At 49.0% G+C, this 25,442-nt stretch carries 19 protein-coding genes; 7 read left to right on the top strand and 12 right to left on the bottom strand.

The genetic code is table 11. From position 1 onward, the window contains the following. Positions 1-8: 8 nt before the first annotated feature. The 4 genes from ACYVAM_RS28480 to ACYVAM_RS28465 form a co-directional block, all read right to left on the bottom strand. On the bottom strand, positions 9-284 hold the full coding sequence (locus ACYVAM_RS28480) for a hypothetical protein (protein WP_461073495.1): 276 nt from the start codon (positions 282-284) through the stop codon (positions 9-11). Between the two features lie 2 nt (positions 285-286). Beyond that, complete coding sequence (locus ACYVAM_RS28475) at positions 287-610, bottom strand: hypothetical protein (protein ID WP_461073493.1); 324 nt, start codon at positions 608-610, stop codon at positions 287-289. Between the two features lie 92 nt (positions 611-702). Then, positions 703-1,911 carry a DUF4374 domain-containing protein gene (locus ACYVAM_RS28470; protein ID WP_461073491.1) on the bottom strand — a complete coding sequence of 403 codons (1,209 nt, stop codon included), beginning with the start codon at positions 1,909-1,911 and terminating at the stop codon, positions 703-705. A gap of 4 nt (positions 1,912-1,915) precedes the next feature. After that, entirely contained in the window at positions 1,916-4,249 is a 2,334-nt protein-coding gene (locus tag ACYVAM_RS28465) for a TonB-dependent receptor (protein WP_461073489.1), read from the bottom strand. Between the two features lie 570 nt (positions 4,250-4,819). On the opposite strand from ACYVAM_RS28465, the gene ACYVAM_RS28460 reads away from it, so the two are divergent. Further along, a complete protein-coding gene (locus ACYVAM_RS28460) occupies positions 4,820-5,311 on the top strand; it encodes a hypothetical protein (RefSeq protein WP_461073487.1) in 492 nt (163 codons plus the stop codon). A 121-nt stretch (positions 5,312-5,432) separates the two neighbouring features. Here the strand turns inward: ACYVAM_RS28460 and ACYVAM_RS28455 are convergent, their stop codons facing one another. From ACYVAM_RS28455 to ACYVAM_RS28430, 6 genes are all read right to left on the bottom strand, one after another. Next, entirely contained in the window at positions 5,433-7,670 is a 2,238-nt protein-coding gene (locus ACYVAM_RS28455; RefSeq protein ID WP_461073485.1) for a TonB-dependent receptor family protein, read from the bottom strand. 313 nt (positions 7,671-7,983) lie between these two features. Beyond that, positions 7,984-8,532 (bottom strand): hypothetical protein, encoded by a 549-nt coding sequence (locus ACYVAM_RS28450; protein WP_461073483.1) that lies wholly within the window; start codon positions 8,530-8,532, stop codon positions 7,984-7,986. 430 nt (positions 8,533-8,962) lie between these two features. Continuing rightward, positions 8,963-11,491 carry a TonB-dependent receptor gene (locus ACYVAM_RS28445; RefSeq protein ID WP_461073481.1) on the bottom strand — a complete coding sequence of 843 codons (2,529 nt, stop codon included), beginning with the start codon at positions 11,489-11,491 and terminating at the stop codon, positions 8,963-8,965. Between the two features lie 229 nt (positions 11,492-11,720). Then, entirely contained in the window at positions 11,721-12,179 is a 459-nt protein-coding gene (locus tag ACYVAM_RS28440) for a PepSY-like domain-containing protein (protein WP_461073479.1), read from the bottom strand. Positions 12,180-12,264: 85 nt separating this feature from the next. Continuing rightward, positions 12,265-13,530 carry a sensor histidine kinase gene (locus tag ACYVAM_RS28435; protein ID WP_461073477.1) on the bottom strand — a complete coding sequence of 422 codons (1,266 nt, stop codon included), beginning with the start codon at positions 13,528-13,530 and terminating at the stop codon, positions 12,265-12,267. Further along, positions 13,527-14,207 (bottom strand): response regulator transcription factor, encoded by a 681-nt coding sequence (locus ACYVAM_RS28430; protein ID WP_461073475.1) that lies wholly within the window; start codon positions 14,205-14,207, stop codon positions 13,527-13,529. Before ACYVAM_RS28430 ends, ACYVAM_RS28435 begins: the two co-directional genes overlap by 4 nt. Positions 14,208-14,420: 213 nt before the next feature. Between ACYVAM_RS28430 and ACYVAM_RS28425 the strand changes: the two genes are divergently transcribed. The 5 genes from ACYVAM_RS28425 to ACYVAM_RS28405 all read left to right on the top strand — a co-directional run bounded on the left by ACYVAM_RS28425 (position 14,421) and on the right by ACYVAM_RS28405 (position 18,906). Then, positions 14,421-15,158 (top strand): phosphatase PAP2 family protein, encoded by a 738-nt coding sequence (locus tag ACYVAM_RS28425; protein ID WP_461073473.1) that lies wholly within the window; start codon positions 14,421-14,423, stop codon positions 15,156-15,158. Between the two features lie 16 nt (positions 15,159-15,174). Continuing rightward, positions 15,175-16,191 (top strand): YncE family protein, encoded by a 1,017-nt coding sequence (locus ACYVAM_RS28420; protein WP_461073471.1) that lies wholly within the window; start codon positions 15,175-15,177, stop codon positions 16,189-16,191. Positions 16,192-16,368: 177 nt separating this feature from the next. Further along, positions 16,369-16,782, top strand: a complete 414-nt coding sequence (locus tag ACYVAM_RS28415; protein WP_012931171.1) for an EamA family transporter — start codon at positions 16,369-16,371, stop codon at positions 16,780-16,782. A gap of 309 nt (positions 16,783-17,091) precedes the next feature. Continuing rightward, positions 17,092-17,847 carry a phosphatase PAP2 family protein gene (locus ACYVAM_RS28410; RefSeq protein WP_461073469.1) on the top strand — a complete coding sequence of 252 codons (756 nt, stop codon included), beginning with the start codon at positions 17,092-17,094 and terminating at the stop codon, positions 17,845-17,847. Between the two features lie 30 nt (positions 17,848-17,877). After that, entirely contained in the window at positions 17,878-18,906 is a 1,029-nt protein-coding gene (locus ACYVAM_RS28405) for a sulfite exporter TauE/SafE family protein (RefSeq protein ID WP_461073467.1), read from the top strand. Between the two features lie 89 nt (positions 18,907-18,995). Here the strand turns inward: ACYVAM_RS28405 and ACYVAM_RS28400 are convergent, their stop codons facing one another. After that, positions 18,996-21,197: a TonB-dependent receptor gene (locus ACYVAM_RS28400; RefSeq protein ID WP_461073465.1), complete on the bottom strand. Its 2,202-nt coding sequence runs from the start codon at positions 21,195-21,197 to the stop codon at positions 18,996-18,998. 522 nt (positions 21,198-21,719) lie between these two features. Here ACYVAM_RS28400 and ACYVAM_RS28395 point away from each other — a divergent pair. After that, complete coding sequence (locus tag ACYVAM_RS28395) at positions 21,720-24,233, top strand: ABC transporter permease (protein WP_461073463.1); 2,514 nt, start codon at positions 21,720-21,722, stop codon at positions 24,231-24,233. 263 nt (positions 24,234-24,496) lie between these two features. On the opposite strand, the gene ACYVAM_RS28390 is transcribed toward ACYVAM_RS28395, so the two are convergent. Continuing rightward, positions 24,497-24,769 carry a hypothetical protein gene (locus ACYVAM_RS28390; RefSeq protein ID WP_461073461.1) on the bottom strand — a complete coding sequence of 91 codons (273 nt, stop codon included), beginning with the start codon at positions 24,767-24,769 and terminating at the stop codon, positions 24,497-24,499. Positions 24,770-25,442: the final 673 nt, after the last annotated feature.

The following is a 25,442-nucleotide window of genomic DNA, read 5'->3' as shown; positions in this document are numbered from 1 at the left end:
AATCGATTCTAACTAAGGTAAATGCCTGAAAATACCCCTACTAACAGTACATAGATGGCCCAGGTCTTCCAGGCTTGCGGAATCAGGAAAGCAACCAGTAAAAGCGTTGCCCAGAGTAGGTAGCCCGTTATGAAGGAGGTTACCATGACGTATTCCTTCGGAAACACGCGGGTTAGGGCCGCGTGAAAACTTACGGTCACCAGGTAGCCACCCAGTGAGCCCGCCAGTAGTTTAGATAATTTTATCCAGGGCGATTTGGTCAGGTATTTTTTATTGGCTGGCATAACTAGAGAATTATTTCCAAGAGCACACAACACACGTAAATTGCAGCAACGCTCTGTATACGCAGGTAATTAAACGGCTCGATGACCACCGAAAGACAACCCACGGCCATCAACCCTACAAAAAAGCCAAAGATGCCGCTCGCCAGACCCCACTGAAAGACAAACCCCACGCAGGCGACCAGTAATAAGGCTGCCCCAATAAGACGTGTCTGCGATTTGTTCGCCAGCGCGTAGGTCCATAAATCGCCCACAGGCTGACGTTTAGGCGCCGTAATTTGCCAAAGATAAAAGGCGATAAACTGGATGAAGTATAAGGTGGTGATCATAAGCCATTGAGAGTGATTGGGCAATTGTGCTGGATAAAATTACCGAACCGGAAAATCCTTGAAAGCTTCCGGTTCGGTAGCATCAGAATGTCTTATTTCAGGTTTTGGACGGCGGTAACGGCACCGCCCTCCACTTTCAGGCCACGGGTAGCCGTTTGCGTGCTGGCATCAATCTTATAGATATAGCTGGTACCATCCGTTAAGTTGACCCCGATGTAGCCCGTTTTGCCATCTTTGGGTGTATAGTTGTTGGTGGTCAGGTTGGAAATGCTGGCTACCTCGGGCATGCCCGTAACGGCTTTGTAGGTTTTATCGACCACATTCACGATACCAATACGTTTACCAGCTGGGAACCCACCCGTTTTTTCAGCCTTTGCGGCAGCGTTCACGATATACGTATTGTTACCTACGTATAGCCAGGTAGTAATGCTCATCCCACCGCTGGCAGCTTCCACGTCGAAGAAATAGTTTTGATCGAACTCAGTCGTGCCGGAATTGATTTTCAGAATAGCGGAGGGTTTAGTAGTCGAAATCGTTCCACCGGTTGTGGCTGCTGCGGGAGAAAATGCGTAGATGTCCCCATTTTCCTGAATAGAAAGGCCATCCTGGAAATACTTACCAATAAAACTGGCCCGCTTATCCGTGATCACTTTTTCAAGCTTCATGTCGGCGTAATTGAAAATCGCAATGGACGCCTGATTAGGATAAGCCGTGTTAAAGTTTCGATCGTTGATCGTCTGGTACGGAGCAAATAGCCTGGTGCCCACCTGTTTGATCCAAGTAAAATGAGCCAGTTCACCCAACCCGGTCAGGTCGAGGGTATTCACAGTACCTTCCGAAGAGATAGTCAGGCTGTTCGTATTCACCTTGTACCAGCTTGAGGTTGGCGCCGTCAGGCTTCTTGAAATTTTAAACAGCAGCAGGTCATCATTAACCGGCGCAAAAGCCTGTACAGTTTCGGTCTGAAAATTGGTCAGTTTGGTCAGCTTACCACCTTGGATATTGTAGGCAGTAACGGCTCCGGGATTACCCTGACCGTAGAGCATACTAAAGAACTTTCCGTTGTGCGTTACGTAGTAACGGTACGTTCCGTCCTGCTCCACCCCATTGCCTGCCGTGGAGATAGTGCCGGTGTCCAGATTTTGAGCCGTCAGCAGATAATCCGCCACCCCGGTTGAAGCAGCCGGGCTAACCGCTAATATGTAATTGCCTGGATTGTCGAGTGCTGGTTCACTTTTCTCGCTGCATGAGGACAGCATTCCCGCAGCGACAGCCAGCGCGAGAGTCGATCTAAATTTCATAGAATTATATGTTAAACGAATTGAAGAAATAGCGAAAGTTAACGTAGAAGCCCCGCCCGGGCTTCTGTAAGCTGAAGTTGTCGTACAGGCGATTGTCAGTGATGTTACGTGCTTCCAGGCCGATATTGTATCGCCCATTCTTCAGGCTATATACTGCGTTCAGATCATGGCTAACCTGCTGGGGAATGCTCAATTTATCGCCCCCGCGACTGGGCCAGTACAACCAGAATTTATGCACATATAGCAGGTTGTAGCCAATGTTCAGTACGTTTCCTGGTTGCCCTAAATCCCTCAGTGTAATCGAAGCATCCGCATTGCCGAAGAAGTACGGAATATTGGGCATTTGATCTTTGTAGACCGGGCTCAGGACCAGATTGCCGTTGCTGTCGAACACGTACTGCTGCCGGTTCTCCAACTTCTGATACGTGAGGGTTGCACCCGCTGATACCAATCGTTTGTAGGAGTACCTGACTTCGCCTTCACCGCCGAGGGTAAACACGCCGTCGAGGTTATCCAGCACCAGCGCCGATTGATTCTGGTTGAACCGGGAATAGATGTAATTATCGGAATAGCGATAGATGGCGTTTGCATTAACTATAAACCGATGATTCTCTTTAGCGGCAAAATTGTAGTTGAATCCAAGGTTTATGTTCTGACTCTGCTCGGGTTTGAGGGCCAGATTGCCCTGTACTAGTTCCACATCACCAAACAGTTCGTTGGCTTCCGGCAACCGGTTGGCTTGCTCATAGGATGCTTTCAACTGAAAACCGGGCGTCAGGAAATAGCTGGTAGCCACCCCATAACCAAGTTTGTCGAATGGGATCTTTCCTGGCGTACTCTGGTGTAAATATTTGCCAAAAATGGAGGTGCTCCACTTATCTTTCACGTCGTAGGTGTAGCCCACTCCCATTACGTTCTTATTGAGTCGGGGGCGTACATCACCCTGCGTGAAGCTTTCGTTAAAGGCATCCGTACCTTTTCTGTAAAACGTACTGAAAACATTACTCACCGCAATGGCTTGCCGCTCCGTTAGTCTGTAGTTAGCCGTAGCGGTGATGAGTCCATTGTTATTGCCGTATTTCGACAGGCTGCGGCCGCGGCCTTCCCCGTTCGGATTTGGCTTTGAATTACCGTACCAGTCAAATCGGGCCGACAACGTATCGATGTTCTGCTCTTTGCCCAGGTTGTAATTCGCGTTCAGGGTTACATCAAGGCCTTTGATCAGGTTTGCCTTGCGGTACTTCAACGTTGGCATGAGGATATTGCCCCGTCTGTGCCAGCCACCAAAAACCGCCACCATTCTGGCCCCTGTTTGTAACTCCTTATAATTTTTTCCAAGCGTAACCCCAAGCAGCAACTGATCAGCGAATTTTTTACCCACCACGCCTACACTGGCAATCACCGTTTCGTTGTGATATGTATCGTGAAAACGCCTGACTACGGCATTGGGCGTGTAAGCCCCGGTATAGATGTCGGCGGCATCAACGGTTACTTTGTAGTTGTTGTCCGAATAGTTCTGGAAAGCATTTAGGCGCACCGTAAAGCCACTTTTGCTCGTAATCGCTGCGTTTACGACAGTGCGGTGCGTATTAAATGAGCCATAGGAGTACGACGCATCCACATAATTCCGGTTTCTATCGCCGGTAACAATGTTGATTGCCCCGCCCAACGCATCCGAACCCAGCCAGATCGGAACGACCCCTTTATAGACTTCAAGCCGTTCAGCGGTGTTGATCGGAATATTATTGATTTGAAAGGACGAACCGAAATTGTCCATGGGTACTCCGTCAATGAAATACCGGATGCGGTTGCCGGAGAAACCGTTTAGGGAAAGATTGAAATTAGAGCCTACCCCCCCTGACTCGCGAACCCGTACGCCGGAAACCCGGTCCAGTGCACTGCTGAGATCAAGCGTGGAATTATAAAGTTGTTTGGCATCAATGGCGGTAACATTGAAGGCCTGCCGGTTCACCTCCTGAACTTCGGTACGACCAATTACGGTAACCGCATTTAATTCGTTGAATTCCGGCTTAAGAACGACGTCCAGTCGAGTCGACTGACCGTCCTGCAGGTGAACCACCTGACTGATTTTCTGATAGCCAACATGGGAGATAACAACGGTGTGTTTACCAACGCTTAAATTCTCCAACCGGTATGTTCCCTGTGGATCGGCGAACGTACCTCCGCTTCTGTCGGCCAGGCTGATGGATGCTCCAGGAAGTGCCTGACCATCAGCATTCCGTACCGTTCCAGTTAAGCTGCCATCCTTTTGTTGAGCCCAGCTACAAAAAGTAAGAAGACATAGAAGTCCTACATGCAGAATTTTATTAATTTGCATTTGCTTTATAATGTTACCCCATTGTACAGCGCCTGTCGCAAGACAGGCCGAGCCGGATGGTTGCAGCCCTCCGGCTCTTTCTATTTATACTGACCGCTTAAAGTTGCTTAAATGCTTACGTGAAGACTGATCAATTCTTTTCGATGTAGTTGCAGCTACATGGTAGACTGTATAAACAGTCCGACAAAGCTAATTCATTATTTATATTTATTCCAAATAAGATTAATGTCTTTTTAATATTACCCCAGAAAGTGCAAAAATTTATTTGTATTAATATATAAAATGTACTAATAAATATCTCTTTCTTAGATTTAAATTTTTTGGGCATACGTAGTCAAACGAAAGAGGACAAACAGACGTGGTAATTCGTATAAAACGCTCCTCTACCTGAAATAACAATCTAATTGTCGCAACTAAAAAGTCCGTTCATTGGGAATCCCCCTTGATTGATAGGCAGACTCGGTATTGAGGGTGAGTCGGGCCGGATGCTATGGTAGCGTAGTATTTGAGGCTAGTCTTCATAGTGATGTTCGAACGCTTATTTTTGCTAGTCCCAATGTTTAACCCCTCATGCGATACGTCTCTCTTTTCCTGCTGGCTAGTCTCCTTTTTTACGCCTGCAAAAAAAAGCAGCAGCCTCAAAACCTAGTCTCTCAGATCAAAGACGTTGCGATCTATAAACCAAGCCCGGATTCACTTTTGATCTATCTGGTGTTAGCCGATACCGCGAATAAGCCGGTTGCGGCCACTGGCTCGTACCTGTTCATGTTGGCTGATTCTGCCCGTGTTCCACCTCCCATTTATTCCGACAGAGGGACTCTTCAAACGACTGATTTCGCCCTGTCGTACCCTGGAATGCCCAAATACGGAGAAAAGACACTGGCGGCCCAAATTGGCCATTTTTCGGGCCAGGAGCTTCGGAACTGGGCGGCTGACCACGGTCTACAGGAACGATCGCTGAGGGGAAAACTTGATCTCAGAGTCTCGTTTCTACCAGCATCGGGTAATCCCCAAATTGACACGGTGTTTCTCTATAAGCGGGTAAAGATTGATCTAAAGTAAAGGAAGTACCCCTTAAACGAAAACCAACAAGCCAACCACGAATGGGCTGGCTTGTTGGTGTAGTTCATGAATGTAACTCATGTCAGCTAGTCTACCTAAATGAGGCTGACTCTACGTTCCATTAGAGAGTAAGCCCAACGGTGAGTTGAGCACTCCGACCATCCGATGGCCACACACCAGGGCCTGGATAGAATGTAGGGCGCTTAGTGAAATACTGCTGATTGAGCAGGTTATTGATGCTACCACGAAGGGTTAGCAGCCGTTTGATGCGCCAGGTGCCATTCAGATCCACCAGGCTATAGGCAGGTACCGGACCAACCGCCCCATTGGCTGAAGGAACAGCGGTATTCAATGCATCGGAAAACGTTTGGGCTACATAGCTGTACTGGAGGGTCAAACTAGCCGCTCCATATCGAGCTGTCAGACCATTACGAGACGTCCAGCGTGGAGCCGACTCCACCTGATTACCCGTCACGTTCCGGTTTTCCGTTCCTGTCGAAACGCGACCAGCGATATAACGAGCGTTGTTAAAGGCTGTTGAGGTAAACCCACTGATCAGCAGTTTTTCGGAACGAAATAGCTGGGTTTCCAGCAACGCTTCAACCCCTGTGCTCCGGCTATCGCCGATATTGGTCCGAAGAACGTAATTAACCCCATCTCCATCCGGATTGGTCAGTAGTACTGTGCCCAATCGATTGCGATACAGCAGATCAAAGAGGGTCACATTTACATGGATGCCCGGCCAGCGCCCTTCCAGGCCAATCTCAGCATTGTAGCCATAGGCATCTTTCAAATGGTTGTCGACACGTTCATACACCGAGGCTGGAATAATATCTTTAAACACAACAGGACGATACGCTTGCGCCCAGCCGCCGTAGAGTTTCACCTCATTCGATAGTTTGTACTGGCCATTGATTCCCAACAAGGCAAAATGGTGGCTGATATCCCGAGGCAGGTTGGCATTATCATAGTAGGAGATCGTACCACGCATCTCGGTCGTACCACGTTCAACCCGAATACCCGGTGACAACGTCAGACGGTTGGTTAGATAGAAATGATTTTCGGCAAAAGCGGCGAAGTTCTTTGTCCGAAAGTGCAAATCCCGTTTGAAGGGAGCCGTCAGGGTCAAATCAAAATCACTACCCGTTGTGCCCACGCCAAGTTGCCGACGGTGCAGATCAGTGCTCATGAGTTGAACACCAGCCGCTAATGCGCCCCTAATGCTTCCTAACGTATACCGATGCAATAGCCGAGCCTCTGTGGTGTAACTGTTGAAGTTATCGATATCTACCTGTCGGGCTCTGTATAGACCTGTTGCCCGGTTGATGGTATCAGGAACGGTCGCAAACGCATCTAGTTGAACGCTGTTTCGAGCACCCAACACGGCTGAATTTGTCCACAGTACGCTGGTCCGGTCGGAGATTTTCCAGTTCAATTTCAACGATGGAATATAAATGTCAGGGTTGAAATAGTTACGGCTCCGGGTCGATTGGCGCGGATCTTGGGCAAACATCGCATCGGTGAGTGGACCCGGAATGTGATAAGTGTACGTCGAGCGACCCAGTTCTGCCGTTAGGCTCACCCATTTCGAGGCCTGAAACTGCAACGAACCAAACTGAGCCTGTGAATCTGAGTTACTATTCTGGCGATAGCCATCCGAATGCCGTCGATAGTAGTACGCGTAGTAGGTCCATTTGCCAATCCGGCCACCAATCGCATTGTAGGTGCTCCGCAGCCCATATGACCCCACCGAGTTAATTGTCTCGAAGCCAAAACGGCGTGTCGTATCCGCTTTTTTGGTGATATAATTGAGCATTCCTCCGAATTGTGCGCCATACTGAAGCGAGCCCATGCCCCGCACAAATTCAATACGCTCCATGCTTTCCATGGGGGGCGAATAGTGACTGGCCGGGTAGCCATACATATCGGAGTTGGTAATAACCCCGTTCAGGCGAATGTTATTTTCCCAGGATCGGTGCGGATCGAGTCCACGGGTAGACACATTGATCTGATTACCTGTTCCGTCCATGTCGTAGACAAATACGCCGGGAATGCGGGCAAAAATCTGCCGGGGATTTTTCTCGGCAATGTTGGCATCAATTTCGGAGAGCCGAATGAGTTCACTGCGCTTGCCACCCATCAGGTAGGTCCCATGTATTTCGGGCAACGTTTCAACGACAATAGCGCGAGCCCCTTTCACCGTAACAGGATTGAGGGTATGAGATCGTAAGGAATCGTCAGTGGCTTTGGTTTGACCGATAGCGACGGAGACGGGTTGAAGGAGGGCAACAGCGCCTAATAGCCCCACGACGAGCCGTCTGGGTATGGTCATACGCAATAGTAAACTATGTTTTTTCATGAATGTAAGAAATGCTTGATGTTGGTTGATTTCGCCAAGAGTCTTTATCCCGTCATTGCAAATAGCAGTACGGATAGCCCATTTACCAATGGGTTACCTTAGTCAGGATGAGTCCTACTGGATCAGCTTCAGCTTACGGTAAGGGAGGATTAGCTTTTTTTTTGTTTGAAGCATGCGGTATCAATCATAGCGGTATGCTACGTCAATGGATACGAAAAAGCAATACTTTTACCAGCGAGTCTGAATAGAAACAGACTGTATCGACCCGGTCAGGCGTGACCCAGTCTGAGCTGATTTATTACCGAAAAGTGGCTTAGGCTTCAGGGGGTGGCGAATGAACCGGATAGGGCCGAGAAGGTAGACTTGGCTGTCCGGTTGGTAAGCAGCCGGTCTCGTGGTAACCCAGTGTCAGAAAACAAAAAAAGGCTCGCGGAGTTAGCGAGTATTCCGTCAATAGAAGTTTGAGAAGTTTAGTGGCTTTCTTTTGTGAGTCAGCCATTCCCTCGATATGGTTGTTGAGAAAGGCCAACAAATCAGCCTGCCCAAACGTGTGTTGCTTGCGCTTAATCTCAAGTCCAGCAATGAAGAGGGTATCGTTACGAATTTCCAGGCTTACAACATCGTAGTAGTGGCCACGATGGTTAAACCCTTCCTGGGTGGTTCGAGCGATGGTATGGGCCTCATCAGATTTATTCTTCAGTGGGACCTGAAATTCAATCAGACTATCGGTTGCCCGATACACTAGCAGCCGCTCCGATAAATCCTGTTCTGCCTGGCACCAACTACTAACACACACCAGCATATACGCCAGCGTATGGTAGAATAGCAGGGCAAATAGACCAAAAGGAACCGCTTTTTTCATGGCATACGAGCACTGACGCTAAGCGCAGGCCAAAAATAAGGCCAGATTCGGCAAAAGCTCTGTTTTTTGAAAGATCTGACTAAAATAACTTTCTACGCCTGCGTCAGAACAACAACCGTGTAGTAATTTACCAGATTGATTACAAAATTCTTTGGGTGAGCAGTGGAAGCTTCGAATTGGTCGATTAGTCAGTACACCAGCGTGGAACCTGTTGCTTATTAGATTGCTATCATGAAATACAACATTCTCATAAATTCCTCATTTATTCTGAGTACATTACTGGTCAGCGTCCGGTTTAGGACAAATGTTAGGATATCCTGGGTTAATAAGGCAGGCTGTTCCATGGCGTGAATTGCTCCTCCGCCAGTTTATACGCTAACGTTTTTCGATAAACGTTTGGGCAAATGCCTGGTAGGTAGCCGTTCGAACCTCAATTTTCTTCGCTTAGGGATTTATTTTTCTTCACCTTGGCTCCATTCAGGCTGCCAAATTTATAACTGAAGGTGGCCCGAACGCTGGAATTATAAATGTACTGGCGGAAGTCCTGGTTGAACTGGGCGGAGTTTAGCACCGAGGTAAAGCCCATCCCTTGCGTTAGAAAATTCTCCGCCACCAGCCCGATACTACCCCGTTTATTGGTAAAACTTTTCCGGGCTCCCAGCGAATACTGAGCGAAGCCAATTCGGTAACCCTGCAAGGCAATATCTTTACCCCGGTAACCAAGATTGGCCTGTAGTACCCACCCTTTATCGAATTGTATCTGGGTATCCATCCGTCCACCCCACCGGAAACCCTGATTGCTGATGGTGGTCGACAGCCCATTAATATCCAAAGCCAGTCCCTGAATAAAGCGGTACATAATATCTAGGTTAGCATTGACGCTCCACCGGGGCGTCAAATTAATCGTAGCAAACAAATTCGTGCCATAATTGTATTCCTTCCCCAGGTTGGTCACCCGCGTCACGACGGCACCCACCAACGTATCCGAACGCTGACTAATCGATTGAATATCATCGGTATTCAAGCGGGTGTAGAGCGAAAAATTCAGGTATGTTTTCTTGAGTTGGGTGCTATAACCAATTTCAATTCGATCAACAGTTTCAGGCTTTAAATAAGGGTTTCCCACGCGGATATTGAGCGGGTTAGCCGTATTGAAGTTGGGGTTCAGATCGTCAATAAACGGTCGGCGGATACGGCGGGTGTACCCAAATTTTAGACTGCTGCTTTCCCCCACCTTTTTACCCACATTGATGCTGGGTAGTAAGCGTCCGTAATCGGGAATCAAGATAGACATTGGTACGCCCGTGCTCCCTCCAGTCTGGGACCCTCCAGTCTGGGACCCTCCGGTCTGGGACCCTCCAGTCTGGGCCTGAATGCTGGTGTATTCATAGCGTAGACCCGGCTTCAGGACGATCCCACCGGGCAGTGTAAACGTGGTGGCCACGTACGCAGCGGCGATATTCTGGTCGTAGTTGAGCAAACCCGACGGGCGACCGGGATCAACGACAAAGTCGGTTGTCGGCCCCGCCAGCAGGTAGTTGTACTCACTGGTTACCCGGCGAAGCGTATTTTTGCCCCCCACCTCCAGCTGGAGCACTTTACTAACCGGGGTTTGGTAATCGGCCTGAAGAATAAATTCCTGGTTGGTGGCATCGTTCAGGTTTTGTTGCCGGGTGCGGATGAGCCCGAGGGTATCCAGGTTGTTGGCCTCGAAGTTGTTGGTCAAAGCACTCCGGCTATACTGGGTTGAAAAGCTGAACTCTTTCGAAGAGCCCTCGTAGGTATGCAGGTAATCAATATTCACGTCAATCGAATTGGATAGATTCTGCGTGTTAACATCCCGTTTGGTCGGAGCAGCAACGCGTTCGCTGGAAAGCGTGTTCGTTAACTGGTGCTGATCTTGGCTTAAATTACGAATCCCCAACCGGACCCCGGCCGTTAGCGATTGATTTTTTGCCAGATCATAATCCATGCCTAACGCATACTGGGCAAAGGTGCCTTTGTCGAAGGCATCGATTCGCTGACGGGTCTGAACCGGAGTAGCCCCGGAGGCTAAGAAGGTTGTTTGATTCAGGTCAGATGCGGACGGGTTATAAATGATTCGACCATTGCCGTTGAGATTAAGGCCCAGTTTTCCTTTTCGGAAACTGCCATTCAATCCCAGCGTCGAATTGCGGTTACCCGTTCCCCCGTCCACGTCGAGGTGCAGCCCCTGAAGCGTATTTTTCTTGGTAATGATATTAATAATCCCCCCACTTCCTTCGGCATCGTATTTCGCCGAAGGGGAGGTGATGACCTCGACCGTTTTAATCAAATCCGCCGGAATTTGCCGGAGCGCATCGGCCAGATTCCCCGCCAGAATAGAGGAGGGTTTATTGTTAATCAGCACCCGCACGCTGCTACTGCCCTGCAAGGAGACATTACCCGTCGGATCGACGGCGAGCATGGGCACTTTCCGCAAAATATCCAGGGCATCGCCCCCCTTAGCCGCCACATCATTATCGGCATTGTAGATGAGCCGATCCACTTTGTCTTCCACCAGGGCTTTTTTTCCCGCGACGGTTACCTCACCCAGGGTACGCGTACTGGCACTAAGCCTAATAACACCCATATCCTTGATCTGACCTTTGGTAATTACTACGTTTTCAATCGGTTTGACGTTATAGCCTAAAAAGGAGATCAGCAGTTTGTAGGTACCGGGCGCTACTTTAGTGAGCGTAAATTTACCTTTATCATCGGCGACCGTGCCGTCGACCAGTTTATCGGTAGCTGTATTGTAGACGGCGATGTTGGCATATTCAACTGCTTTGGTCAGCGTAGAGTCGACGACATAACCCGAAATTTTTGCGTTGCCTTTTGATGCCGTTTCTCCTACTGGCGTAGCAGCGGGTTGGCTCGATTGAGTTGGAACGGGTTGCGTGGGAATTCCGGTTGGCGTTTGGGCCAACGTAATTTCCATCGTTACTATAAAAAGAAGCCCTGTAGTTTTAAGCCACATAACGTGAGATTGAAAAAATTGTACCTTGCCAGATAGCACAAACTTGCCACTAGCTCTTAATGAAGAGAAACTAAATAGACGGAATGCCTTTTATAATGGGGTGAATGGCTATAATGACTAGCTAAAGACAAAGTCGCGGCCGCTTATTTTACACTCACAAGCAGGCCGCGACTTAGGTCAACTACCTAATTTACTTGATAAACTGACCATTGGTATCAAACAACAGGTCTTTACCACCGACTTCGGCTTCGTAAGTTTTCTTACCTTTGGCATCGACGATTTCGGCCGCTTCTTTAATTTTCTTACCGGTATGGTGTTTGGCTACATACTCTCGCACGGAGGCTGGTAGTGCCGATTCGGCAATAGTCGTTTCCGTTTCGAGTATATTACCCTTGGCATCGATAATTAGTGACAATTTCTTTCCATTGTGGGTTAGACCTGCTTCATAATTCCTATCCTCTTTCTCCCATTTCACCTGTTTTACATCCGGATAGCGCTTGGACACGGTGGCCTTAGCAGCCGCTGGCACATCAATGCCAGCTCGTATTACGGTTGTATAGGAATTTTCTACCGAATGAGCCACCGCCATCGGCACTGTATTGGCTAACGCCATTAACACCAGGATACGCCTGAATAAGGTCTTGTTCATGGTTACACATAGGTTTAGTTTCCAACTCAAACGTAGCCATTAAATCTAAAGTAATGTTGAAGTTGTAGACGGTGATAGACCTGCCTCAAAAATCAACCTGAAACAGGTGCCGACGCATCGATGAAACATAAGTATAGGTCACCCTCATGCCATACTGGTCGGCAATTTCCTTCACTAAGGCTAAGCCCAGACCAGTGGACTGAAGCAGCGCCTGATTGCGGACAAACCGCCGAAACAGTTGCTCCTCAGGAAACGGCAGTGGATCCCCTTCATTGGTAATACTAAAACTAGTTGCGCCCACCTGCACGACAATTGAACTGCCTGAGTCCGCATGGCGGACGGCGTTTTTGATCAGATTTAAAAATAATACATCGGCTAGCTGCCGGCTCATAGGTCGGGTTGGGCCTTTTTCAATCAACCGGTTAACTGTTATGCCTTTGTGGGCCACATAATCTAAATAGTTATCCAGAAGTTGATTGACCAGTTCCCCAATATTCACCGAATCCTGTTGGGCAAACTGATGATTATCTATCTTGGCCAGCAACAGCAAAGATTGATTCATGGCGGAGAGCCGTTTTATCTCCTGCTGTGACCGGTGAATCCGATCCAGGTCGGCTTCGTTTAACCCTTCCGACTGTTGCAGTAGATCTAATTCGACCGATAGCACACTTAAGGGTGTCTGCATTTCGTGCGAGGCATTATCGGTAAATTGCTTTTGCTGGGCGTATTGTTGGCGAGTACGGCGACTCATTTCATCGAGTGACTGACTGAGCAATTTAAATTCCGCTACATCACTGACGGGAAAGGCTACTTCATTCGGGCCATCGACCCGAAACTGCTCCAAGTGATGAATGATCCCGTAAAAGGGCTGCCAGATCCGCCGGGTCACCACAACATCGGCCAGCACCAGCAGTGTCACAACGAACAGAAAACAAACAATGACCCCTACAGATACCGCACTGGCGATTTCGTCAAACTCCAGGTAGGATTGCATAAGGCTTATCGTGTATTGCTGACCACCAATGGAATACCCAGCGCGAAGCATACGAACCGGAACCTGTTCTTTTTCGACGGGGTCGAAGGCTATGGTGTCCATGTAAACGGGGGATACTGGACGAAGGGGGGTAATCCGGGTAATCCGTATGGTTGGATCCCAGTACGGCACGTTGGTGGCCTGGGGCGGGTGCTGGCGAAGCCGTGCTTTTACCTGGACGAGTTCACTGGCCAGTAACTCGTCGATTTCATACAACATATGCCGGTGGATATACGCATTCAATAGAAAAACACCCCCCAGTGCAATGGGGAGGGCCGCCAGGAGCAGGTAGAGCGTCGTCTTGTGAAGTAATTTCATTCGCCTACCGTAAAAATATACCCGGCCCCGTACCGCGTGGTGATGTAATCCGGACTGCCCGCATCCAGCAATTTTCGGCGCAAGTTCCGCACATGGGTATACAGAAAGTCGTGCGAGTCAATTCCATCCATGTAGTCGCCCCACACATGTTCAACAATGACGGCTTTGGATAAGAGTCGGTTTTTGTTGGTGGCCATAAACAGAAGCAATTCATACTCTTTACCCGTTACGTCCATTGGCTGGTTGGCTACCAGAACCTGTTTGCGATGAGGAACAATCGTAATGGCCCCACACGTGAGTTGCGTCTCACCCGCATGCTGACGTCGTCGCATTAGCGACCGGATACGAGCGTTCAGTTCGGGTAAGTGAAACGGTTTTGTCAGGTAATCATCAGCGCCTAACTCCAATCCGGAGAGCTTATCATCCAGCGAGTTTTTAGCCGATACGATGATAATACCCGCCGACGAATGAGCTTCCTTTAATTCGTTCACAATGGCCAGCCCGTTTCCGTCCGGCAGAGTGATGTCCACCACGACACAATCATAGTCATAATCATGCACCTTCAACGAAGCTGTTCGGAGATTAGTCGCCGTCGATACCTGATACTGTTCACCTTCCAGATACTGTTGCAGGGCCACCAGTAGCGAGGGTTCATCCTCGATCAGCAAAATTTTCATGGTCACGCGGTTGGCTTACTTCGTCAAAGTAGCCACGAAAACTGAATACATTTTGAAGTTAGTCTTTCACCTGGAGATATTGGCACTTCAACTACAGATTCTCTTTAGGTTTCCACCCTTCCTTTACGCTACTCTTTCCTACCATATCTCTATATATTTCCCTAACCACCCTACCCTTGCTGCTCCCAGCGCGTAGTGACTAACGAATAACCAATGACAAAACGGAACTGGCGATTCAATTCTCCACTTTACTCCTGGGTACTGCTCAGTTGGCTTTTTTTATTTCCCCTTGGCGCCACCCTTGGACAACCGGCAAATATGGTTTTCCAACGAGCATCCTGGGATACGATTCCAACGCGTCCCGCTACCTTCCGATGGGTAGCTCCGGCCGTGCTGATTCCCATTGGGTTAGCCCTATCACCAGACTATCCAAACAGCCATTTCGACCGCTTTTACGTCCGAAGTGAAATCCAGGATAAAATTCATTTTCGTACCCATGCGGATGATTTTCTACAGTATGGGCCAGCCGTGGCCTGGGCCGGCTTGAGTCTGGCGGGCGTGAACGGTCGGTCGAAACCCCTTGACCGGGCGCTTATTGGTGTGCTTGCCTATGGGATCAGTACGGGTGCTATACTGGTACTGAAACATACCACCAATGAACTCCGACCTGATGGGTCCAATTACCTCTCCTTTCCATCGGGACATACCGCTAATGCTTTTACCGGAGCAAGTTTGCTGGATCGGGAGTTTAGTAGCGTAAGTCCCTGGATTCCCCTTGGCGGCTATGCGATGGCCACTTCGACAGGCATTTTGCGAATGACCAATGACAAACACTGGCTATCGGATGTACTGGTTGGGGCAGGTATTGGGCTACTTTCTACTGAAATTGCCTACCAGGTCTATCCGTGGTTGACACGTAAACTGGGTCGACAAAGAACCACCCCTCATTAAAACCAACCCTATCTCAATGAACGCATTATGGATTTCTGTCGTATGCCTGTCGCTAACAGGCTCTCTCTTCGCCCAGTCGGCGAATTATCAGCTCGTCAAGAAAACCATCATTGGGGGCGAAGGGGGCTGGGATTATCTGCTAGCCGATGCTGAGGGTAGTCGGCTCTACATTTCGCACGGTACACAGGTGGACGTACTCGACCTGAAAAGCCACGAAAAATTGGGGGTTATCACCCCAACACCAGGTGTTCACGGTATCGCTGTTGTGCCGGGTACCTCTATCGGTTACACGACGAATGGCCGCCCGAACACGGCGACGATGTTTAACGCGAAGACCTTTAAAGTTATAAAGGAAATCCCGACGGGCAAAAAGCCGGACGCGATTATGTACGACGCTTTTTCCAAGCGGGTCTTTATCTTTAACAAGGAAGGCAATAGCGCAACCGTGCTGGATGCCACTACGGGTAACATTGCCGGAACGGTGGAGTTAGGCGGAGCACCCGAAGCTGCCGTTAGCGATGACCACGGCCTGATTTTCGTGAACCTAGAAGATAAAAATGAGGTAGCTGTTTTTGAGGCCAAGTCGCTGGCGGTGAAACATCGCTGGAAATTAGGGAAGGGGGAGGAACCCACCGGCCTGGCGTTTGATAAACCGCATCACCGGTTGTTCAGCACCTGCAATAAGGTCATGTTGGTCATGGATTCGCAAACGGGTAAGGTGCTGGCGGAAGTCCCAACGGGAAGCGGAACCGATGGAGCCGTATTTGACTCCTCAACCGGCTCGGCCATCAGCTCCAACGGGGAAGGCACATTAACAATCATAAAGGAAGTAAAACCGGGACAATTTGACGCGGTTCAAACCGTAACGACTCAACGGGGTGCCCGAACGGTTACTATCGATCCTACATCTCATCATATTTTTGTCACAACCGCTGAGTACGGCCCTGCCCCAGCCCCTACGACTGAAATTCCGAAGCCCCGTCCCGCAGTGAAGCCGGGAACGTTTATGGTGCTGGAATACGCAGCTAAGTAGTAAGTATAGGGTATCTTTTGTCAGAGGCCCCTCTAAAAGCACTTAGGGGGTACATGTGGCAGTATTTAAACAGCAAAATAGATCGCCAATGTGCTTTACAAGTAATAGCGGCTAGCTACCCTGCCAGATGCAGGGTAGCTACTAACTGCCTTCTGTCTGTCTAAACTAGTTTAACCAATGTGGTGGATTTACGCATTACTCTCAGCCCTTTTTGCTGCTTTGACAGCCATATTAGCTAAAATAGGTATCAAAGGAGTAAATACCGATCTAGCAACGGCCATTCGAACCGTCGTCATTTTGGTTGTGGCCTGGGGACTCGTATTCTGGCGGGGCGGTCTTGATACATTACCCGCGCTTAGTCGCCAGAATTGGCTGTTTCTGATTTTGTCGGGTGTAGCCACTGGGTTCTCCTGGATTTTCTATTTCAAGGCCCTGCAGCTTGGCAAGGTTTCGCAGGTGGCACCGGTCGATAAACTCAGCGTGGCCATCGCCCTAATTCTGTCGGTTGTGTTTCTAGGCGAAGTGCTGACCTGGAAGGCTGCTCTGGGAGCACTATTGATTATTGGTGGCACGCTGGTGCTTATTTTATAAACCACGAGTCTAAGGACGCTACATGAAGAAATGCCTGGCCTAGAAAAGTCGCTTAAATCACGATACAAACTTCTCCGGGTTGACTTACTTGATTACTTTACAGGAATCGGGTAATTACCGTTTACATCAATCTAACGAATGGTCAGGTTTTTTTGTCTTCGTCAGTTACGGTGAGTGCATGGACGTTTGAAAAAAACGTATTCGTAAATCGCTGCCACGAATCAGAATCGGATTACGCTTCAAAGTTTCTTTAGAATGCCATGATTAGTTTGTACGCATTATCATGGCTCTTGAGTGAACGCATACCGAATGACGACAAACCAATTTCAACACCATATTCACCAACGCTTTGGCCGATTGGCTACTCGATATCCAGTTCTTGTTCGCTGGCTGGCCGAACGTTTATCGACCGACCATTTTCGAGGTCTACCCCTGACCGTGCTGGCCGGATTACTGATCGTCAACGTGATGATGCTTTCCGAAATTGCCGAAAATCTGGTCAATGCTGAGCCAATGGTTCGTGTTGATCACGGATTCACCCAGTGGCTCTTTCAGCAGCGTAGTTCGTCGATCAGCCAGTTGCTCTATGCACTAACCTGGCTGGGATCTGCCTACGTAACCATAGGTTTGACTTTACTCGGGTCATATGTTCTATATCGTCAAAGAAAGATGCGCAACATCGTAATCCTGTGGAGCTTGATGGCAGGCGTCGGGATGTTTGTTCAGGTCGGGAAACGAACCTTTATTCGGCAGCGCCCTGCTCAGGTTGCTTATTATGCTGAAACGGGCTACTCATTTCCCAGTGGTCATTCGGCCACGGCCATGACTCTGTATGGATTACTGGGGTACTGGCTGGTTCGGGGCCGTCGTCGGATTCGGCACCGGTGGCTGGTGGGTTTCAGTGCCGTCGGGTTAATCGGGTTGGTGGGCTTTAGTCGAATTTATCTGGGGGTTCATTTTTTGAGCGATGTGTTGGGCGGCTATTTACTGGGTGCTTGTTGGCTGATTGTGGGTATTGTGCTCACCGAATGGCAGCGAACAACTCATAAAGCCAACGTAGCCTAACCACTGGATTTCTCATTAATCAGCATGTTTATGTTTTTATCCGGTTTGCTCTTATTTGGCTGTGCCCTATTGGCCTTTTCACTGAGTGCAGTTTGTGGGGGCGGGGCCGGTCTGTTGCTGTTACCCCTATTAGGGTCTCTCATACCCGGCGCACAAGTTCCGGCGGCACTGTCCATCGGTACGGTTTCCAGTTCCATTTCCCGCATCATTGCCTTCTGGCCGCGTATTCGCTGGGATGTGGTGGTTTGGTTTGTGCCCCCTGCCTTACCCGCCGTCTGGATTGGCGCAAAGCTGCTTACTTATATCAATCCGCTCTATCTGGAACTGTTGATGGGTTTATTTCTGATGGCTAATCTGCCCTTGATTTTTCGTTCGACCAAAGAACTGGAGGTGGTTCATCCATCATCAAAAGGTTATCTGGCTCTGATTGGGCTGGCAGCGGGTTTTGTTTCGGGTCTAACCGGTGCGGTTGGCTTATTATTCAATCGGTTCTATTTGCGCTACGGCATGGGTAAGGAGGAAATCGTGGCAACTCGGGCGGCTAATGAAGTGATGCTGCATCTGGTCAAGCTTGCTTTGTATGCTTCCTTTGGCTTATTGACGGGGAAAGCGCTCACGTTAGGTGCTGTGATCGCCGTAGCGGCCCTGCTGGCGTCCTATGGCATGAAATGGCTGCTACCCCGATTGAGTGAAGGTCTCTTTCGGCGGGTTGGCTACACGGCCATGGTCGTTTCGGGACTAAGTTTATTTACCGAAGCGGCTGGTCAGGTGGTAACATACGCGCCGATCGATATTGACTATTCTCCCGTTGCCAATGGCATGAGCACGCAACTCCAATGGCGGAATAAACTGTTTTCGCTGGAGTTTGAATACGATGAGGGGTTCGAGTTCGAACACACCATTCCCTTCAGTGAACTTCCTCCAGACAAGCAGGCTGAAGTGAAAAAGCTCAGCCAGGGAGCCGACCACATGGTATTGGAAGAAGTGTTTGGCATCGGTAAACATGCGTATGAAGCCTATGTCTATCGGAAGGGGAAGTTGGAAAAGTTCGATATGTAGTGTTTCAATCCACCCAAACGAGCATTAAATAAACAAGCTCCTGAAGAGATGATCTTCAGGAGCTTGTTTATGATACTGTCAAGTTGAGCTTATAACGTAAACTTCAGCGCCAGGTTCACAATTCGTCCTTCTAAGGGGCCCCAAATAGGCCGGAAGGTGGGTTGTACCGTCGGGTTAGTGCCGAGCACAACCGTTTCATAATTAGCTTGCTTCACATTGAAGATATTCTCCCCGTTGAGCACCAGCCGCCAGTGGTCATTGTAGTGGTATTCGGCCGCTGCGGCAAAGAAAGTATAATTATGCACTTTCTGGTTGTTGTAAAGGTACTGGGTCCCCACGTAGCTGGCTTCGACACCAAACCGGAAATGGTCATTTTCCCAGGCTACCGTGGTCGAAAACTTATCCTGAGGGGCCAGTGGCAAGTACGTATTATCGGCAGAGCTATTGCGCCGAGCCAGCGTGTGGTTGTAGCCAACATACAATTCATAGGCTTTGTATTCGAGTCGCACATACGTATCGGTGCCAACGCTGAAGATATTGTAAGGCGCATTGATCAACTGCGTGTACGCGCCCAGATTATTCGACAGGCTGGAAAAAGCTGATACCACGGGCGAGTTGACAACGGTGTAATAAAGCGCCTGATCGACCTGGACCGAAAAGCCACTCTCGAAGCTTTTCGAATACGCAATGTCGATGTTAGTGCCCACCGATTTTTCTGCCTTCACGCTTGCCACGTCAATCGGCAGCAAGCGGGGGAAAATCAGACTCACATTCAACGCACCGGGCGTCTGATTGGCAAACAGGTTTGGCGTTTTGTAACCTGTACCTACGCTCAAACGCACTGTCCAGGGATCGGATGGTTTGAGCTTTACCGATAGGCGGGGCAATAGAAAACTCCCGAACGTATTGTGGTGATCGAATCGAAGTCCCGCCTGGATCGCGACCTTGTTACCTACCTGCCAGTCGTCCTGTACAAACCCGCCAACGGTGTTGTAGGTATAATCGACCAGGCGGGTACTGTCGGGGTTCTTGCGGAACGCTTCGACCGTCAGGTTAGCGCCTATAATAAGTTGGTGTTTACCAAAACGGGCTAAATCATTGGCTTCTACATAAATCGACGATTGACGCCCATCGGAGAGTTTCTGATAATCGGTGTTCTGCCGATGGAAGGTACTAACGGCCCCTTTAACCGTTAGGGCGTTGGTTGCCGAGGTATTGTGGCTGGCGTTGAAGTCGACGGTATGACGCTGTAAATCGGTTACGTTTTTATAGGAACCAGGTTCTTTACCTTCAAGAGCCGGTAGATATCCACCGGTACGATTTTCGGTAGTGAACGCATAACCGATATCCAGCTTGGTATGATCGGTCGGGGTCCAGAAGAACTTGGGATGGAAATTAAATTGCTTAATGCCAGGGCTATCGGTAAAGCCATCGTTCGTCACATCGACAGCCTTCTGGTAAGTATAACCCGTAAAGAGCGTCAGGCCAGTTTTGCCATAACGCTGCGAGTAGTAGGCATTGAGGTTGGTCTCTTTCAGATTCGAGTGGTTCAAAAGGGCCGTAAATTCGGGGGTTTCCGAGTGAGGGCTTTTCGAGACGATATTAATCATACCACCAATGGCTCCTCCGCCGTAGAGCGTTGAGACGGATCCTTTCACCACTTCGATCTGCTTTAAATCCAGCGGTGGGATTTGTAAAACACCCAGATTTCCCGAAAATCCTTCATACAGCGGCAGCCCGTCGCGCAAAATTTGGGTGTATTTTGGGTCGAGCCCTTGCATCCGAATGGCCTGGTTACCATTAACAGCCGAGGTCCGCTGCACGTGAATGATGGAAATATCGCCCAGTATACTGCTCACGTTGCCCGGCACGACCGCACTTTCTTCGTCCATATCCTCCTGACCCAGCACTTCCACTTTAATAGGCAAATCCTCAATGCGCGAGTTAGTACGGGTCGATGTAACGGTTACTTCATCCAGCGATTCATCCTGACTATGAAGTTGAAAGACGAGTGTATCATTACCCGCTGGCAGGGAAAACGATTCGGTTTCGTAGCCAACGGCACTCACGGTTAGGGCCGTGACGCTGGCTGGTGTACTCGGCATGGAGGCAACGCCTTTTACATCCGTTACGGCACCAGTGACCGGTTTTACGCTGGCAGGTGTCCGAATGGTTGCCCCAATAATGGGTTCATGCGTGGCACTATCTTCCACCCGAATTATACGGCCTGTTTGACCGAATGCTGACAGCGTTGACAGGCTCAGCAAGACACAAAGAATAAATTGGCTCATCCGCAAGAAAATGTATTCGCAAGGGTAGGCATCAATTATGAAGCAAATTTGAAGTTCTTGGTTTTGAGGTAGGAAATCCAGTTGATTGGCTGGCGCAACCGCTCATGGTCAACGCTTTCGAATAAGCCAAGTGTGAATTGGTTCCCTTCAGTTCTCCAGCCATGCCTTAAATTCAGGAATGCAGTACCTAATAACAATGACTCTTAACTGGGATTTGGGTTGCCAATCTCACGGAAAAGTAGTTGCTATGTTATGCCGAAGAAAGCATTTGCGCCAATCTCAATATACGCTTCAATGCGAGACGCAGTAACGTTCATGAGTAGACTCACATCTTAAACGATTAAGTATTCATGGATCTGCTCATTAATTCGGGCGATTCTAGAGATGATAGTTTAAGTGATCTATTAAGCTATTGAGCGGTTCAACGTATTCTTGCTATATATTTAAGAAAGAACTGGTTATGGATTTTATAGGAAAAGAGCATCTATAAGCATACTCCTATAACCACGACCGATCTCTACCATGATCCCTTCTCAGAATGGCAACAACTTACTAACGCCAAGAGGCAAGTTCAGCCGCTTTACAGGTGGCATGCTTAACAATTATGTCATAAGCGCCTGGCGCAGTTTAAAGCGCCAGAAACTGGCTTCATTCATTAATCTGCTGGGATTAGTCGTCAGTGTTACCAGTTGTGTGCTGATTATGGTGTATGTGCAGCATGAGTTGAGTTACGACAACTATCACCTCAAGGCCGACCGCATCTTCCAATTAACGACCCAATTAACCGTGGATGGAAAAGAAGACCATACGGCTTGGGCACCTAATTTCATCGGCCAACAGCTAAAGACAGACTATCCGGAAGTCGAAGCGGTCATTCGACTGCAAGCCAATCCCGGCAACGTTTCCTTTAAGGTGGTCTCTCAGCCAACCAATAAAGCGCCACGCATACTTAATCTGGATCAGGTATATACCGTGTATGATCCAGCCTTTTTGACCGCCTTTACCTATCCCATGTTGACAGGCGACCCGAAAACTGCCTTAGCCCGTCCCGGATCGGCCGTCATGACGGAACAGGTAGCCCGAAGGTTTTTTGGTAACGACTGGAACCAGGGAAAAGGAATCGTTGGCCAAATAATCCAGTCAGGGGGGAACGCCTATCAGATCACCGGCGTACTACGAGACATCCCATCCAATACCGATATGCCTTTCCAGGTACTGATTGCGCAAAAGGCGGAGAGTTTAGAGAAGCAGGCTTGGTGTACTAGCTACGTAGTATTTAAACAGGCGGCCAGCGGTATCGACTTTTCCCCAAAGCTGGCCAAGGTAGCCGAGCCCATTCAGGCTGACTTTGCCAAACGGGGTAGCCACATTGCCTTTGTCTTGGAAAACCTGAGGAATATTCACGTAGGGGAGCCTAAACTATTTGATACGCCTAAGGCCAATCGATCCTACTTAATTATCTTTTCCCTGGTCGCTGGGTTTCTGTTGCTGATTGCCTCGATCAATTACATCAATCTTTCCCTAGCTCAATCCGTCGGGCGAAGCCGGGAAGTGGGCGTTCGCAAAGCGATCGGAGCCGCTCGCTTCCAGGTCCTGATTCAATTTCTGGGCGAGTCCCTGATGTTGACCGGCCTAGCCATCGTGCTCTCGATACTACTGGTGATTCTACTGCTGCCCGTCTATAATGAAATAACGGAGATGCATTTCTCGCTTTACTCTCTGATGACTTGGCCGATGGGTGGCCTGCTGGGTGGTATTTTTGTCATCGTTGGCGTGCTGGCCGGGAGCTATCCCGCCTTTTACCTGGCTTCTTTTGAGCCTGTAACGGCCTTAAAGGGCAAACTTCGGCTGGGAGGGAAATCTGCCCGATTACAAATCAGCCAGTTGCTGGTTGTACTTCAGTTTACCATTTCGATCACTATTATCATTGGTACACTGGTCGTCTATAAACAGTTACACTATCTGCAACATAAGAATCTGGGCTTTAAAGGGGAACAGGTGCTGATATTGGATATTCCCCAGCAAGCCGTCAACAGCGGAGCTATAGCCTCACTCAAGGAAGCGCTTGCTGGCTTAGCGTATGTACGGGGTGTAGCCCTAATCGGTTCCCATTCCCTGCCTAGCCAGGAAATGAACCTATCAGCATTCAATCTGGAAAAGGATGGCAAGATGCTACCATTGCCCCAACGCTCCATTAACGTAGACGAAAACTACTTGACTCTATTAGGTATTCCCCTCATCGCCGGTCGGAATTTTGTCGATGCCCGGATGAGGGGTAAGGAGACAGGTCAAGTAGTCAATGAGGTGCTAGTCAATGAGGCATTGGTGACGAAGATGGGATGGAAAGTAGAAGCAGCCATCGGCAAGGACATCAGTCAAGGGCCCCTTGGAGCCGAAACGTGGCACGGACGGGTGGTCGGGGTGGTCAAAAATTTCCATTTCCAGTCCCCCCAACAGCCGATCGAGCCGATGGTCTTGCAAAACAATGCCTGGCAAGGACCCGAAAAAGTGCTCGTAGGTTTATCCACTGGGGCACTAACGGATGGATTTAACCTAGTCGAAAACCAGTGGAAACGGATCTTGCCGGATCATGCGTTTGAGGGTACATTTCTGGATGCAACCTTTGCCCAGCAATACCGGCAGGAACAACGCCTGGTCACGATCTTCAGCTATTTTAGCCTGCTAACGATTGTTGTTGCCTGCCTGGGTTTATTCGGCTTGTCCTCTTTTTCCACCGCTCAGAGAACGAAGGAAGTAGGGGTTCGTAAAGTAATGGGTGCTCAGTCATATAGCCTAGTTTATCTGCTATCAAGGCAATTTCTCTTGTTGGTTGGCTTGTCCATCCTCCTCGCGAGTCCATTGGCCTGGTTTACGATGAAGCGATGGTTACAGGATTTTGCCTACCATATTTCAATTGGCTCTGGTGAATTTGTGCTGGCTGGTGGTGCAGCCTTTTTAATTGCTAGCTTAACGACGAGCTACCATGCCATACGGCTGGCTCGTACGAATCCAGTACGGGCTTTGCGGTATGAATAGTGGTTTAGTCAGCCATGTTGACAAGATCGAAGCAGGTAAAGAATAGTTGACTTAATCTCGTAATACGCTCCTTCATGAGACGAGGGATGCCTTATAATTCGGGGGGTTAAGAAATAGTGGTCCTACTAACATTGTACTTTTTTCATGCGCGATTCGGTTTCTCACTTTACAACCATTACGTAGATCGGTCCGAAAGGAGAAACGTCTTTTAATGAAGTACAGATGTAAGCTCACACCTGTCTCAGGAGATACTAATCACGGCCTTATTGTACTCGAACTAACTGAACGCACAGCACCGGGCGGCTATCGACCGTAACGCCTTGTATGACCACGCGTAACGTTCGCACTACATCCGACATGGAAAAATGTAGCTGACTGTGCTCCTTACTATCCGTTTGCATGAGGGGTTTCCAATAGAGAACTTCCCGTTGATCAATGGGGCCAGAAATGGTGCTGGTGGTTGCCTCCGCATCATAGCGTGGCACATCAAATTCGCGCTGCACGGACGGGTAACCAACAAATTGAATCGGCTTCATAGCCTCCTCAGTTCTCGCATTGCCCTACATAGACCGTGTAGCTTGAGCCGATTAAGGGTCTCAATGGACGTGGTCATACCGGAGATGGGGAAAGGGGATTCGTCGGAACGCCTGGCGGGGCGCTGATAGCCTGAAATAAACAGGTGCCGTCCGATAAAAAAACCTTTTTTTTAACATCTTGCTTAAACGAGTGTTAAGTCGAACGAATAACGAGTTAACGTATCCATTCCCTTCGTCTGGTGGCCCAGTTGGGATCACTTCCTCCGGACGAACCGCTCCTGCCGGATGTAGCGATCTTGCCTGCTCAACCATAAAGCGAGCTCCCAGTGATTAAGCCTGACGCCCAAGGGCTTCATCAAGGGTTGAGACCAGGCTGGGAATCGGCGGCTGATTGCCTGACAGCCATTCATTGGTTGTCGTCCTGAATGATCATTTGTCCGCCTACCCACTGGCGCGGTCCATTTTTTTAGATGCGACCGTACCCTCACTTTTTCGATTCGATTCTAACTTTCTTGTTAAACAAAAGTTGTCCCAGACAAGTCGACGGTTTGACAAAGGTGGGTGAATCTCACGCTACATAAATCGTTACCAGGACTTGCTAGTACAGCCCAGACCATGCTGATAGCGGTGGTTATCAGAACAACAACGCACGACCACACCGCAGAATGACCAT

Source organism: Spirosoma horti (assembly GCF_054776595.1).
The sequence above is the reverse complement of the archived record's forward strand: the minus strand, read 5'-3'. Positions and strand labels throughout refer to the sequence as shown.

Excerpts from the sequence above, each read along its gene's own strand:
- ACYVAM_RS28435 (WP_461073477.1), bottom strand. The coding sequence starts at position 13,530 with ATGAAATTACTTCACAAGACGACGCTCTACCTGCTCCTGGCGGCCCTC.
- ACYVAM_RS28415 (WP_012931171.1), top strand. The coding sequence starts at position 16,369 with ATGTGGTGGATTTACGCATTACTCTCAGCCCTTTTTGCTGCTTTGACA.
- ACYVAM_RS28475 (WP_461073493.1), bottom strand. The coding sequence starts at position 610 with ATGATCACCACCTTATACTTCATCCAGTTTATCGCCTTTTATCTTTGG.
- ACYVAM_RS28445 (WP_461073481.1), bottom strand. The coding sequence starts at position 11,491 with ATGGAAATTACGTTGGCCCAAACGCCAACCGGAATTCCCACGCAACCC.
- ACYVAM_RS28420 (WP_461073471.1), top strand. The coding sequence starts at position 15,175 with ATGAACGCATTATGGATTTCTGTCGTATGCCTGTCGCTAACAGGCTCT.
- ACYVAM_RS28400 (WP_461073465.1), bottom strand. The coding sequence starts at position 21,197 with ATGAGCCAATTTATTCTTTGTGTCTTGCTGAGCCTGTCAACGCTGTCA.
- ACYVAM_RS28405 (WP_461073467.1), top strand. The coding sequence starts at position 17,878 with ATGTTTTTATCCGGTTTGCTCTTATTTGGCTGTGCCCTATTGGCCTTT.
- ACYVAM_RS28430 (WP_461073475.1), bottom strand. The coding sequence starts at position 14,207 with ATGAAAATTTTGCTGATCGAGGATGAACCCTCGCTACTGGTGGCCCTG.
- ACYVAM_RS28465 (WP_461073489.1), bottom strand. The coding sequence starts at position 4,249 with ATGCAAATTAATAAAATTCTGCATGTAGGACTTCTATGTCTTCTTACT.
- ACYVAM_RS28440 (WP_461073479.1), bottom strand. The coding sequence starts at position 12,179 with ATGAACAAGACCTTATTCAGGCGTATCCTGGTGTTAATGGCGTTAGCC.
- ACYVAM_RS28410 (WP_461073469.1), top strand. The coding sequence starts at position 17,092 with ATGACGACAAACCAATTTCAACACCATATTCACCAACGCTTTGGCCGA.
- ACYVAM_RS28450 (WP_461073483.1), bottom strand. The coding sequence starts at position 8,532 with ATGAAAAAAGCGGTTCCTTTTGGTCTATTTGCCCTGCTATTCTACCAT.
- ACYVAM_RS28390 (WP_461073461.1), bottom strand. The coding sequence starts at position 24,769 with ATGAAGCCGATTCAATTTGTTGGTTACCCGTCCGTGCAGCGCGAATTT.
- ACYVAM_RS28425 (WP_461073473.1), top strand. The coding sequence starts at position 14,421 with ATGACAAAACGGAACTGGCGATTCAATTCTCCACTTTACTCCTGGGTA.
- ACYVAM_RS28460 (WP_461073487.1), top strand. The coding sequence starts at position 4,820 with ATGCGATACGTCTCTCTTTTCCTGCTGGCTAGTCTCCTTTTTTACGCC.
- ACYVAM_RS28480 (WP_461073495.1), bottom strand. The coding sequence starts at position 284 with ATGCCAGCCAATAAAAAATACCTGACCAAATCGCCCTGGATAAAATTA.
- ACYVAM_RS28455 (WP_461073485.1), bottom strand. The coding sequence starts at position 7,670 with ATGAAAAAACATAGTTTACTATTGCGTATGACCATACCCAGACGGCTC.
- ACYVAM_RS28395 (WP_461073463.1), top strand. The coding sequence starts at position 21,720 with ATGATCCCTTCTCAGAATGGCAACAACTTACTAACGCCAAGAGGCAAG.
- ACYVAM_RS28470 (WP_461073491.1), bottom strand. The coding sequence starts at position 1,911 with ATGAAATTTAGATCGACTCTCGCGCTGGCTGTCGCTGCGGGAATGCTG.